The 13,580-nt window shown below is 34.5% G+C and carries 15 protein-coding genes; all 15 read right to left on the bottom strand.

Features of this window, described 5'->3' with window-relative positions; translation table 11 throughout:
* Window positions 1-10: 10 nt before the first annotated feature.
* Complete coding sequence (rpe, locus tag LK443_RS05040; RefSeq protein WP_227930887.1) at window positions 11-655, bottom strand: ribulose-phosphate 3-epimerase; 645 nt, start codon at window positions 653-655, stop codon at window positions 11-13.
* Window positions 656-677: 22 nt separating this feature from the next.
* Window positions 678-1,568, bottom strand: a complete 891-nt coding sequence (gene rsgA, locus LK443_RS05035) for a ribosome small subunit-dependent GTPase A (RefSeq protein WP_227930886.1) — start codon at window positions 1,566-1,568, stop codon at window positions 678-680.
* 155 nt (window positions 1,569-1,723) lie between these two features.
* Entirely contained in the window at window positions 1,724-2,869 is a 1,146-nt protein-coding gene (locus LK443_RS05030) for an MFS transporter (protein WP_227930885.1), read from the bottom strand.
* Window positions 2,870-2,947: 78 nt separating this feature from the next.
* Window positions 2,948-3,508: an anaerobic ribonucleoside-triphosphate reductase activating protein gene (nrdG, locus tag LK443_RS05025; RefSeq protein ID WP_227930884.1), complete on the bottom strand. Its 561-nt coding sequence runs from the start codon at window positions 3,506-3,508 to the stop codon at window positions 2,948-2,950.
* A gap of 11 nt (window positions 3,509-3,519) precedes the next feature.
* Window positions 3,520-5,673 (bottom strand): anaerobic ribonucleoside-triphosphate reductase, encoded by a 2,154-nt coding sequence (nrdD, locus tag LK443_RS05020; protein ID WP_227932454.1) that lies wholly within the window; start codon window positions 5,671-5,673, stop codon window positions 3,520-3,522.
* Between the two features lie 153 nt (window positions 5,674-5,826).
* The gene (locus tag LK443_RS05015) at window positions 5,827-7,347 is read right to left on the bottom strand and encodes a zinc ABC transporter substrate-binding protein AdcA (protein ID WP_227930883.1); all 1,521 of its coding nucleotides are present in this window, start codon (window positions 7,345-7,347) and stop codon (window positions 5,827-5,829) included.
* Between the two features lie 13 nt (window positions 7,348-7,360).
* On the bottom strand, window positions 7,361-7,471 hold the full coding sequence (locus LK443_RS05010) for a putative metal homeostasis protein (protein ID WP_227930882.1): 111 nt from the start codon (window positions 7,469-7,471) through the stop codon (window positions 7,361-7,363).
* A 27-nt stretch (window positions 7,472-7,498) separates the two neighbouring features.
* On the bottom strand, window positions 7,499-7,768 hold the full coding sequence (gene rpsN / locus LK443_RS05005; protein WP_227930881.1) for a 30S ribosomal protein S14: 270 nt from the start codon (window positions 7,766-7,768) through the stop codon (window positions 7,499-7,501).
* A 150-nt stretch (window positions 7,769-7,918) separates the two neighbouring features.
* Window positions 7,919-8,353 carry a F0F1 ATP synthase subunit epsilon gene (locus LK443_RS05000; protein WP_227930880.1) on the bottom strand — a complete coding sequence of 145 codons (435 nt, stop codon included), beginning with the start codon at window positions 8,351-8,353 and terminating at the stop codon, window positions 7,919-7,921.
* A gap of 2 nt (window positions 8,354-8,355) precedes the next feature.
* Window positions 8,356-9,780, bottom strand: a complete 1,425-nt coding sequence (atpD, locus tag LK443_RS04995) for a F0F1 ATP synthase subunit beta (RefSeq protein ID WP_227930879.1) — start codon at window positions 9,778-9,780, stop codon at window positions 8,356-8,358.
* Between the two features lie 20 nt (window positions 9,781-9,800).
* A complete protein-coding gene (locus tag LK443_RS04990) occupies window positions 9,801-10,733 on the bottom strand; it encodes a F0F1 ATP synthase subunit gamma (RefSeq protein ID WP_227930878.1) in 933 nt (310 codons plus the stop codon).
* 28 nt (window positions 10,734-10,761) lie between these two features.
* Window positions 10,762-12,276 (bottom strand): F0F1 ATP synthase subunit alpha, encoded by a 1,515-nt coding sequence (gene atpA, locus LK443_RS04985; RefSeq protein ID WP_227930877.1) that lies wholly within the window; start codon window positions 12,274-12,276, stop codon window positions 10,762-10,764.
* Between the two features lie 4 nt (window positions 12,277-12,280).
* Window positions 12,281-12,823: an ATP synthase F1 subunit delta gene (gene atpH / locus LK443_RS04980; RefSeq protein ID WP_227930876.1), complete on the bottom strand. Its 543-nt coding sequence runs from the start codon at window positions 12,821-12,823 to the stop codon at window positions 12,281-12,283.
* Complete coding sequence (atpF, locus tag LK443_RS04975) at window positions 12,823-13,323, bottom strand: F0F1 ATP synthase subunit B (RefSeq protein ID WP_227930875.1); 501 nt, start codon at window positions 13,321-13,323, stop codon at window positions 12,823-12,825. Before atpF ends, atpH begins: the two co-directional genes overlap by 1 nt.
* A 41-nt stretch (window positions 13,324-13,364) precedes the next feature.
* Window positions 13,365-13,580: a F0F1 ATP synthase subunit C gene (atpE, locus tag LK443_RS04970; RefSeq protein WP_006703461.1), complete on the bottom strand. Its 216-nt coding sequence runs from the start codon at window positions 13,578-13,580 to the stop codon at window positions 13,365-13,367.

The following is a 13,580-nucleotide window of genomic DNA, read 5'->3' as shown; positions in this document are numbered from 1 at the left end:
ATTTCCTCTTTTAAGCTTCTTTAATAGAATCAATTGCCTTTTTAATATCGTCTGCATAGTAAACATATGAACCTGCTACTGCAACGTCTACCCCTGCCTCACGACATAATTTAGCTGTTTGACCATTCACACCACCATCTACTTCAATTAAGTATTGATAGCCGTGTTCTTTACGTAATTCTACTAATTCTCTTACTTTATCTAATGTTTCTGGAATAAATGCTTGTCCACCAAATCCAGGATTAACAGTCATCACTAATACTAAGTCAACCATTCCTAATACAGCACTAATCGCACTAACTGGAGTTCCTGGATTAATCACAATTCCAGCTTTTACTCCTTCAGATTTAATCAATTGTAAAGTACGATGGATATGATTTGTTGCTTCAATATGAACAGAAATATAGTCCGCCCCCGCTTTAGCAAATTCCTTTACAAAACGCTCAGGTTCTTGAACCATTAAATGACAATCCAATGTTAAGGTTGTAATTGGACGAAGCCCTTCTACGATATTTGGTCCAAGTGTTAAGTTAGGAACAAATTGACCGTCCATTGCATCAATATGAATCCAGTCTGCTCCTAATTGTTCTACTTTCTTAACGTCTTCTCCTAATGTTGCAAAATTTGCACTTAAAATTGAAGGTGCTACTTTCATGGTTTTGACTCCTTTATACTCATTATTTTTTTCTTTGATAAATTGGTTTTCTTTGGCTAATTTCTTCATAGAAATCTTGATAATGGTCGTATCTTTCTTGCCAAATCTTCCCCTCTTGTACAGCTTCTATCACGGCACATTGAGGCTCATGTTGATGAGAACACTCTCTAAATTTACACTGAGTAGAGTATTCTTCAAATTCAGGAAATAAATGCGGAAGGTCTTCTTTTTCCACAGCAATAAAATCTACCGTACTAAATCCCGGGGTATCTGCTATCCAAACTTCTTCTACTTCATGTAAAGAAACTTGTCTAGTCGTATGTTTCCCTCGGCCTAGTGCGCTAGAAATTTCTCCAGTTTCTTGATTTAATTGAGGAATTAATTGATTCAACATTGTTGACTTTCCAACCCCAGATTGCCCTAAAAAAACAACTAGTTTCCCTTTATAGGAAGCTAGAAATTCACTTTGGTGCTCTTTAACTTCTGAAGAATACCATACTTCATATCCTACTTCTTGGTATTTCTTCTTCACTGCTTCTAAGTGTTGAAATTGTTCTTCAGTTAATAAATCTACCTTCGTAATTAATAATACGGGTTGAATTTCCAGTCCTTCTAAATACACTAAAAATCGATCCACTAAATGCGTTGAAAAATCCGGTTCTACAGCAGACATCACGACTACACCAATATCTACATTTGATATAGGTGGACGAATCAAAGCATTTTTCCTAGGATGAATTTTCTCTAATACTCCTTCTTCCAAAGTATCACTTGTAAAATCCACAATATCTCCCACTAATGGAGACTGCCCTCTTTTTCTAAAAACTCCACGTGCTCGAGTTTGGTAAACTTGATGTGAGGACTCGATATAATAAAAGCCACTTAAGGCTCGAATAATTTTTCCTTGAGGCATAATTGCTCCTTTGTTTTTTGTTATCAGTTATATTATAAAGATTTTTCAAAGGAATTGCTATGCTTTTCCCTCAACATCATCAAAAAGAAAAAGAGTCCCCATAGTAGTATGAGACTTTCACAGCAAGGCTCATACTACTATAATAAACTCTCTTTCTATTTTTTTAATACATACCATCCGCTAATCATTGCAACGATGCCCATAAAGGCACTCGTCATATAAAATGGCGCAATAAACGGATTCCAATTCATCCATTCAGGAAATTTTGTCATTATAACAGGCGTCAAAATCACCCCAATATTTCCCCCAACTAACACAATACTCGTCGTTAAATGAATCTCCTCTTTGTCAAAAATTCTCGAAATAAAATAGAAAATATAAGACATTGTACCTACAAAACTTACCCCTATTAAAACACTCGCCACATAATAAAGAACGATATGTTTAAAGAAAATAAAGATTAAACTACCAACCGCCATACTAAGTAGCATCATCGGTAAGGTTAAATCTCCAACTTTCTTCAATAACAGTCCAAAAATAATACCAGCAATTGTTCCACTGAGCGCTAAAATCGTTAATAAATTACGAGAAAGAGCTACTTCTAATTGGTAATACGTCAAAATAAGAGATGGAATTTTTATCGTTAATCCCATATAACTCACCCCTACTAAAAAAGTAAGCAGTGTTAACACAACAGTCGCTAAACGAATGTTACCTTTTTTCTTAACACGTTGTTCTACTGGAGTATTTGGAACAGAATGATAAAATAATAGGAAAATCGGAATCGCAATTAGGTAGGTTAAGAATACCGCACGTTCTCCAAATAGTAATAAATAACCCGATAAAAATGTCGTCAATGCTTTCCCGATATTTAAGAAAGCTGTTCTCATTCCAATCATTGTGGCTTTTTCATCGGATTCAAAAAAGTCACTCATCAAACTAATGGATAAAGAATTAAATAATCCAATCCCTGCCCCTAATAACATTCGACTCATCATCACTAATTTAAAATTCGTTAAAAATACTGGTAATGGTCCAAAAATGATGATCAAACTAATCCCTAATAATACCGTATTCTTTTTCCCGATTTTATTCATGACAAGATTACTCATTAACACAAAAATCGTAATCATCATTGCTGGAATCGTTGCTAAACTTTCCACAGAAGCCAATCCTAGCTCTGGATTCATCCCATGGTAATAGTCATATAATTTAGGTAAGACAGGGGAAATGGCTAAATGAGACATTAATAATGTCGAAATACTCACTAATGAGAATTTTGAAATCGTTGATAACTTCATACATACACTCCTTAAAAATCACTGAGTATCTATTTTACTGAATGATGCTAAGAATCGTCAAGTACTGGTAAAATTCGCTTATTCTCTTAATCCATCCCATAAAACAACTTGCCCATCCTGTAAAGACTTTTGTACATCAATGATTCTTTGATTTGAACTCCCTCTAAATTGCAAGGTTAAATCTCTTTTTTTAATATCAAATCGTCCATCTACTAAAATATCGAGTTCTTGTAACAATGCTTTTTTATCGGGTGTTTCTAACTGTAACTCTTCCCAAGTATAGCCTGTCCATGACCAAATATCTTTAGACCGCCCATAAACACTTCGTAGTTTACGAACTAAGGACAGGCATACTTGAGTATTTAAGAAAGGTTCTCCACCTAACAACGTTAATCCCTGGCAATAACTAGCGCCAATATCTTGAATGATTTGTTCTTCTAATTCTTCTGTATAAAAAATTCCCGTATTAAAATTTTGTGCTTTGACATTATAACAACCTTCACAAGCAAACAAACAACCGCTCACATATAAGGAACAACGCACACCTTCCCCATCTACAAAATTATAAGGCTTATAACTAGCAATTTTTCCTTTAGAATATTGTTCACTTGTCCACTCCCCCGGTTTTGGAAACTTCATACCAAATCCTCCTAATTGATTAAATTTCGTTCATTGGAGAGATGTTTCACCCGTGATTTAATTTCTTGATGCCTTCCGTGAACCATTGGGCGAGCTTGTGGATTTCCTAAGTAACCGCAAGTTCGTTTAACGACATCACAAGTTTTAGGATTTCTATTTTTACACATTGGACATTCAAATCCTTTAGCAGTTGGTTCAAACTCCCCTTCATAACCACATTCATAACAACGATCAATCGGTGTATTCGTCCCAAGATAGCCCACTCTTTCATACGCATAATCCCATACCGCTTCAAGCCCTTTTGGATTTTGTTTCATAACAGGATATTCGCAATAATGAATAAATCCTCCTGAGGAATAAACTGGATAATCTTTTTCAAAATCAATTTTTTCAAATGGAGTTGGTGATTTTCTCACATCATAATGGAAGCTATTCGTATAATATTCCTTATTTGTAATATCAGCTACATCTCCAAATTTTTCATAATCTAATCTACAAAAACGATCCGTTAAACTTTCACTTGGTGTTGCATAAACACTAAAATGATAGTCATATTCATCCGACCATTCCTTTGTTTTCTCGCTTAATCGTTTCAAAATATTTAAGGTAAAGTCTTTTGCTTCTGGATTTGTTTCCCAACAATTTCCAAAAAAGACCGTAGCCGTTTCATATAAGCCAATATATCCAAGCGATACTGTTGCACGACGATGTTTAAATACTTCATCTACCGCTTCATCATTCATCAATCGTTTGCCAAATGAACCATAGCGATATAAAATCGGCGCATTCGCTGATTTTGCTTCTTTGCAGCGTTCTACCCGATACACTAAAGCATCTTTACAAATTTGTAATTTTTCTTCTAAAATGCTCCAAAATTGCTCTTTATCACCATCTGATTCTAATGCGATTCTTGGAATGTTCAATGTCACGACACCTAAATTCATTCTTCCATCCGAAACATCTTCGCCTTTTTCATTTTTCCAACCTTGTAAAAATGAACGGCATCCCATCGGAACTTTAAAACTCCCCGTAATTCTAACAATTTGTTCATAATTTAAAACGTCTGGATACATTCTTTTAGTTGAACATTCTAAAGCTAATGTTTTAATATCATAATTCGGATCATTTTGTTCTAAATTCACACCACGTTTTAACGTAAAAATTAATTTAGGGAAAATAGCCGTTCTTTGTTCTTTTCCAATCCCTTTAATTCTTACTTTTAAAATCGCTTTTTGAATTTCTCGTTCAAATAATGACGTCCCTAATCCAAATCCTAGTGTTGTAAATGGAGTTTGCCCTTGAGAAGTATAGAGTGTATTAATTTCATACTCTAACGATTGCATGGCATCATAAATATCTTTTTTTGTTTTCTCTAATGCATACGCTTCTTGTTTTTTCTCTCCATCCACCCATTTTTTAGCATCTTGTAAATGTTTTTCATAATTTAGCTTTGCATATGGAGCTAATACTTCATCAATACGATTCGCAGAACATCCTCCATATTGGCTCGAAGCAACATTCGCAATAATTTGTGCCATTTGAGCAGTAGCTGTTTGTATCGATTTTGGACTTTCGACATCTGCATTTCCAATTTTAAAGCCATGTTCAAACATTTCCTTAAAATCAATTAAACTACAATTCGTCATTGGTAAATAAGGATGATAATCTAAGTCATGATAATGAATATCTCCTTTTAAATGGGCATTCGCAACATGCGGAGGGAGCATTTTCAATCCGAAAACTTTCCCTACTGTTCCTGCCATCAAATCTCGTTGTGTATTAAAAACTTCACTATCTTTATTGGCATTTTCATGAATAATACTCGCATCTCTTTGGCTTAATTTAGTTAACCTTTGAGTAACATCCATTTCTTTTTCTCGTTTTTTATTCCATTGAATTCGAGCGGCAAGAAATTGATTTGCTAATACCGTTTCTCCTTCTTGTTTCAAACAATCTAAAACAACAGCTTCTATTTCTTCTGATTTAATTTTTTCTATCGCTAAACTTTCTATTTTTAATAAAATCTTTCTCGTAACTTCATCTAGCACTTCTTTACGTTTTTTTGAAAGTTCCGCGTACAAACTTTTTTCTGCTTTTTCTATTCCACGAAAGATTTTTTGGAGATTAAACTTCTCTACTCTTTCATCTCTTTTCTTTACAAGCATTACACTCAACTCTCACTCCTCCTTTACACTTTTATCACCTACACTATCATACACCTACATGTTGTGCTTTTCAACCATTTTTAAAACTATATATAGTTTAATTGCACAAAAAAACTTCTATAGAAACTCTTGTCTCTATAGAAGTTTATGATCTTAATGAACTAACATTTCTTGAGCAATTTCAAAACCTGTTAATGTTGCTGGATAATAAGTTGGCCAGTTATCCATTTCTTCTAATAATTTTTCTTGGCTTTCATTACCTGTAAAGATATGATAGTGAGCTGTTTTCACTGGTGCAATATTATGATCGCTAAATTGAACATATTTTGGAGCACCCGATTCAGGATTTACCGCTTCAAATAAATAACGCACGCCTCTGTTTCCTTTTTTATAGTTCAACACTTTATAGCCTACATATTGATATTCAGATTGATGACTTTGACCATTTTCATCAATGAATTCCATTGTCTTATCCGTTATCTTCATTTGCTTAACAGTTGTTTTATAGCCTTTTGTATAATACTCTTTATACTCAGTAGCACTCATAGATTTTGATTGTTTTGCTTTATAATCAAATATTTGATTGAATGTACCATCTACTAAATAAGGATATACAGATTGCCACTCCCCAGCATAATCGCTTAATGTGCGATCTTTAATATCTTTATCTTCAAAATATCCTTTTGCTACAGTTTTCGTATTTTCTTCATGTTCTGGTTTAATATCTTTACCTTCAACTGTCGTTGTTTTTAGTAAAGCTGCTAAATTTTCTTTCATGACTGAAATATAATTATCACCCTTATCCATTTCTTCTTTCGTTAAAGATTCTAATGGATTTAACACCTCTAACGCTACTCCTGTTTCTGTTGCTAGAGTTTTCGCAATTTTTTCTGATGCATTTTCTTCAAAATAAATATAACGAATATCATTTTCTTTAATATATTTTGTCAATTCAGCTAAACGAGCTGGTGAAGGCTCAGCTTCTGGTGAAATACCAGCAATTCCCACTTGATTTAAACCATAATCTAAGGCTAAATACTTAAATGCTGTATGTTGTGTTACGAAATTCTTTTGTTTCGCATCTTTTAAAGCAGTTGTGTATTCATTATCTAATTCTGTTAATTTTTCTAAATAAGCTTGGGCATTTGTTTTAAAAGCAGAAGCTTTTGCTGGGAATGCTTCACTTAATTGATCCGTAATTTTTTGTACTAATAATTTAGCACGATAAGGAGATAACCAAACATGTGGGTCGTATTCGTGATGATGATCTTCTCCAGCATGATCGTGATCATGTTCTTCTTCCCCACCTGGCAATAATACTAAATCTTTTGTTGCTTTAATTTCTTTTACTTTTGAATCTGTTAAACTTTTCATCACAGTTGGAACCCAAGTTTCCATATTTTCATTATCATACACTAAAGCATCTGATTGTGAGATTTTTGCAATATCTTTTGCAGTTGGATCGTATTCATGCGGTTCAGTTCCAGCTCCAATTAATAAAGAAACTTCTCCTTCATCTCCAACAATATTTCTAGTGAAATCATAAATTGGATAAAAAGTTGTCATAATATTTAATTTACCTTCTTTTTTTGAAGATGTAGAAGTTGGTTGAGAACAAGCTCCTAATAAAAATGCCGCTCCTAACACTGCTACAATTTTTTTGCTAACTTTCATGACCTTACTCCTCTTATTTTTTCTTCCCACGTTTCGCTTCATGAATTAATTTTAATGCACGTTTACGAGTTTTAATATTTGGACTTTTCATTTGTCTATATGCTGTTGCTAAATCTTGTTTCATTTCTTTTCCTCCATTACTGACTTTGTATTACCAGCTTGCTTTTACAACACCTGGGATTAATCCTTTATGAGCTAAATCACGGAATTTAATTCTTGAGATTCCAAATTTTCTCATATAAGCTCTTGGTCGACCATCAACCATATCTCTATTTTTCACACGATTTGGATTTGAATTAATCGGTAATTTACGAAGTGCTTCATAATCTCCTGCTTGTTTTAATTCATATCTAAGTTGTGCATATTTTTCTACTAATGCTAATTGTTTTTGGTGCTTCGCAATTTTTGACTTTTTAGCCATGTGTTCTCCTCTTTTCATTTTAACTTTTCTTAAATCGTAACGTTTACGTTTTATGATTATAGCAGTTCTTTTTTTGTTTTGCAATAAGTATTTTCTGTTTTTTTAAAGAAAATGAAAAAACTGCTGGCGAACCAACAGTTTTCATTTTCATTATTGTTTTAATCGACGATGTTTTGAAACACCTATACGGTTAATCGCTTTGTTCAATGCAATTTTCGCACGTTCTACTTCACTCTTAGAGCACTCTTTATTATGAATAATCGCTTCTGCTTTATCACGCGCTTGTTCCGCACGACTCACGTCAATATCACGTGCACGTTCTGCAACGTTCGCAATAACCGTTACGACATTATCACGCACTTCCATTATTCCTCCACCAATCGCAATATAATCAGTAGGAGAATCTTCTAAGAAACGTTTTACTCGTAATTCACCAATTTTCAATGGTAACATAATTGGTGCATGATTTGGAAGAATCGTAATTCCTCCATCAATGGCTTCTGCACTAACCGAATAAGAACGGTGATTATAAACTTTGCCTTCTGGAGTTGTTACGACGACTAAAAGTTCTCGATTTTCAAGCATGATTAATTACCTCCTCGGTAACCTGCCGCTTGTGCTTTTTTAAGTACATCTTCAATCGGTCCAACATTACGGAATAAGTCTTCCGGAATATCATCATATTCTCCATCAATAATTCCTTTAAAGCCACGTACTGTATCTTTAATAGGAACATATGAACCTGGCTGACCTGTAAATGCTTCTGCAACGTGGAAATTTTGAGATAAGAAGAATTGAATTCTTCTTGCACGGTTTACAATAATTTTTTCACTATCAGATAATTCATCAATTCCTAAAATAGCGATAATATCTTGTAATTCACGATAACGTTGTAACATTTGTTGAACTTTCATTGCTACTTCGTAGTGTTCTTCTCCTACAATGTCGGGAGTTAAAGCACTTGAAGTTGAAGCTAATGGATCCACCGCTGGGTAAATCCCTTGCTCAGTTAAACGACGCTCTAAGTTCGTTGTAGCATCTAAATGGGCAAATGTTGTAGCTGGCGCTGGGTCAGTGTAGTCATCGGCAGGAACGTAAATAGCTTGAATCGATGTAATAGATCCATCTTTTGTTGAACTAATACGTTCTTGTAATTGTCCCATTTCAGTTGCTAATGTTGGTTGATACCCTACAGCTGAAGGCATACGACCTAAAAGGGCAGATACTTCTGAACCTGCTTGAGTGAAACGGTAAATATTATCAATGAATAATAATACATCTTGTTTTTGCTCATCACGGAAATGTTCAGCAATCGTTAATCCTGTTAACGCAACACGCATACGAGCTCCTGGTGGTTCGTTCATTTGTCCAAATACCATGGCAGTTTTAGCAGATACACCTGAATCCTTCATTTCATGGTAAAGGTCATTCCCTTCACGAGTACGTTCTCCAACACCCGTAAATACAGAAATACCACCTAATTCTTCTGCAATATTATGAATTAATTCTTGGATTAATACCGTCTTACCTACTCCGGCACCTCCAAATAATCCAATTTTACCACCTTTTAAGTAAGGCGCTAATAAGTCAATAACTTTAATACCTGTTTGTAAAATTTCGTATTGACTACTTAATTGTTCAAATTTAGGAGCTGGTTTATGAATTTCATCACGTCTAAAATCTTCAGGAAATTTCTCCCCTAAATCAATTGTATCTCCTAATACATTAAATACACGTCCTAAAGTTTCTGTTCCAACTGGAACACTAATTGTACGTCCTAAATCAATAACTTTCATACCTCGTTGAAGACCATCAGTTGATTCCATGGCAATTGTACGTACAGCACCATCCCCTAATTCAACAGCTGTTTCAAGCGTAATTGTTTTTTTATGCCCTTCACTATTTTCTTTCACAACATGTAGGGCATTGTGAATATCAGGCACGCCTTCTTCTAAAGGAAATACAACGTCCACAACTGGTCCAACAACTTGTAAAATTTCTCCAGTTCTCAAAAAATTTCCTCCTTTCACTCTTACTGTTCTTCTAGAGCTGCTGCTCCGCCAACGATTTCAGTTATTTCTTGCGTAATTTGTGCTTGACGACGTTGGTTTAAATCTTGTGTCAAATCACTTATTAAATCTCTTGCATTATCCGTTGCACTTCTCATAGCTGTCATACGTGAAGCATGCTCAGCAGCTTTTGCATCGATAACCGCCCCATAAATAAGAGATTCTGCATATTGAGGCAATAATGTTTCCATAATAATTTCTTTATTTGGCTCAAAAATATAATCTAACTCATATTCTTTCGCTTCATCTTCATCTAAGTCAATAATCGGTAACATTTTTTCAACACGATAATTGGATAATAATGCATTCACATGGTGATTATAACAAACATAAAATTCATCAAATTCACCTTGTCTAAACATTTGTACCGCACTACTTACAATTTTACGTACTTCTTCAAATGATGGAATATCACTGACATCATTAATTTCTAAACGAACATCAATGCCCATCTTTTTAAAGAAGCGACTTGCAGCTCCACCAATTGTTAAAATCACATACTCATCTTTTGAATCATGATCCATTTGCAACATTTCGCATGTTGCTTGGAAAATCGAAGAATTGTAACTTCCCGCTAGACCTTGGTCTGATGAAATGACTAGATAACCTGTTTTTTTCACAGGTCTTTCGATTAATAAATCGTGGTAATCAATAAATGATTCCTCTTTATTTGAATCAATTTCTTCATCAGTTTCTTCAATATCATATTTTTGTTCAGCATATAATAAATGCGTTACAACTTCACGAATTTTTTCAGCATAATCCTGATAACGACGAACGGCTTGTTCAGACTTAGCTAGCTTTGAAGCAGAAACCATTTGCATAGCACTTGTAATTTGACTTGTTTTTTTCGTTGAAATAATTCGCTTCTTCAAGTCGTTTAATGAAGACGCCATACAATTCACCTCTTCTTTCTAGTTCGTATTATTTTGAGCGTTCGTATAAATGAATTTGTTTAAACTTATCAATTGCTTGATAAAAAGCTTCTTCATCTGGAATTTTTTCTTCATCACGAATACTTGCTAAAATATCAGCATGTTCATTTTCTAAATGATGATACAATGCTTTTTCGAAATCTTTCAATCTTTCAATTGGAATAGAATCTAAGATTCCATTTGTTAATGCAAATAAAATTGATACTTGATATTCAATTGGTAATGGTCTATGAACATCTTGTTTTAAAACCTCTACGGTTCTCTTACCACGATTTAATTTTTGTTGAGTTGCCGCATCTAAATCAGAACCAAATTGTGTGAAGGCTTCTAATTCACGGTAACTTGCTAAGTCGATACGTAATGTACCTGAAACTTTTTTCATCGCTTTAATTTGCGCAGATCCCCCTACACGTGATACAGATAATCCGGCAGATAAACCTGGACGAACACCTGAATAGAATAAATCACTTTCTAAGAAGATTTGACCATCTGTAATAGAAATTACGTTAGTAGGAATATAAGCAGAAATGTCTCCCGCTTGAGTTTCAATAATTGGTAAGGCCGTTAATGAACCGCCACCTAATTCATCATTTAACTTCGCTGAACGTTCTAATAAACGAGAGTGTAAATAGAATACATCCCCTGGATACGCTTCACGACCTGGAGGACGACGAAGTAATAATGAAATTTCTCGGTAAGCTGCTGCTTGTTTTGATAAATCATCATAAACAATTAAAACATCTTTTCCGTTATACATAAATTCTTCTCCCATTGCAGTTCCTGCATAAGGAGCAATATAAAGCATTGGAGCTGGTTGTGAAGCACTAGCAGATACAACTGTTGTATAATCCATTGCTCCATAACGTTTTAACGTTTCTACTAAAGCTTTTACAGTAGATTCTTTTTGTCCAATTGCAACATAAATACATAAAGTATCTTTACCTTTTTGGTTCAAAATTGCATCAATTGCAATACTTGTTTTACCTGTTTTTCTATCTCCGATAATTAATTCCTGTTGGCCTTTACCAATTGGAACTAATGCATCGATGACTTTTAATCCAGTAGCTAATGATTGGTGAACACTTTTACGTTGCATTACACCAGGTGCTTCATTTTCTACTGGACGACGTTTTGTTGTTTCAAGCGCTCCTAAACCATCAATAGGACGACCCAGAGCATCCACAACACGCCCAATCAAAGCATCTCCTACAGGAACGTCTAAAATACGACCTGTACGACGCACTGATTCTCCTTCATGGATATTTTCGTAAGTACCAAAGATAATAACACCCACATCATTTTTCTCTAGATTTTGTGCCATACCATAAGTACCATTTGCAAATTCCACTAATTCACCAGCCATGACATTGGTAAGACCGATGACACGAGCAATTCCGTCCCCAATAAATGAAACTTCACCAATTTCTTCAATGTGTTGTTCCGCTTCAAAGGAATTAATTTGGTTGCGGATTCCTGCTGTGATATTACCGAATTCCGTATCCATTGTCTCACCCCTTCAATCCTGTTTGACTAATTTTCTTCTTAAACTGTTCAAGTTTATATAATAATGTTCCGTCTAATAAATATTCTTTTGTCTTTAATTTCACTCCACCGATTACGCTTGGATCAACTGTATTGACGAATGAATCATACTCTTTTCTTGTTTTCTTTTGAAAAGCTTCTGCAATACGATTGATTTGTTCTTCTGTTAGTGGAACTGCTGAAATCATTTCAAGTCGATTCGCTGAATAAATATCAAGAAAAGCTTCAATTGCTTCAATTAGATAAGCAGATTTATCAGGGTGTAAATAAGATTTTAAATAATCTTGTGTACTCCTTGATAAATTCGAAACAGCTTCTTGTAATAATGCCATTTTTTCTTCAACGGAAACTTGTTCTAAATGCATTAATTGACGAAAGCGTGCAGTATTTTGAATTCCGTCTAATACTTCTTGTAATTCTGCTGTAACTGTTTTTAAAGTCCCGTCATACTTGACTTGACCATAAAAATGACTGGCTTCTTTGACTACTTCTTTATGAAATTTCACCATCAGCTTTCCAACCCTTCAATAAAGGATTCAATCACATCTTGATGTGTCTGCTCAGTCAATTCTTTATTTAAAATTTGGCTTGCAAGTTGAACAGATAAATCTACAATTTGATCTTGCATTTGCGCCAAAGCACGTTGTTTCATGGAATCCACTTCACGTTGTCCATCTAGTTTCATTCTAGATACAACATCTCGTCCTTCTTTAATCATTTCATCTTGCATTTTTGAAGCTGCTTCTCTAGTCGAGTTTAAAATATCTTGACCTTTCACTTCTGCATTATGAATAATTTCTTTTGCATTTGCTTGAATCTCTTCAGCTGCTTTACGTTTCTTTTCAGCTTCATCTAAATCTTTACTGATTTTTTGACGACGAGCTTCTAACATCACTTCAATTTTATCCCAAGCGAAATACTTAACTAAAAATAGTAATAAGATAATTGAAATTAAGACAATAAGTGTATCTCCCAGAACAGTGCTACCTACTAACATATACTGAAACATCCATCATCCCTCCTTTTCAACAAATTTATCGAACAAACTGATTATTTGATGAAAACTAGGATTAAAGCGATTAATACCGCAAAAATTGGCATCGCTTCGATTAAGGCTACCCCAACGAACATTGTTGAACGTAATTCATTGCTCATTTCTGGTTGGCGTGTCATTGATTCAATTGTTTTTACGATAACTGCTTGGTTACCAAAAGCGGCTGCTAAAGCTGCCCCTGCTACTGCGATTGCTGCTGCTAATTCTGTCAT

It is taken from the genome of Granulicatella elegans (genome assembly GCF_020735385.1).
GTDB classification, from domain to species: Bacteria; Bacillota; Bacilli; order Lactobacillales; family Aerococcaceae; genus Granulicatella; species Granulicatella elegans_B.
Note: the sequence above shows the minus strand (reverse complement) of the source record. Positions and strands in the feature narration are given on the sequence as shown.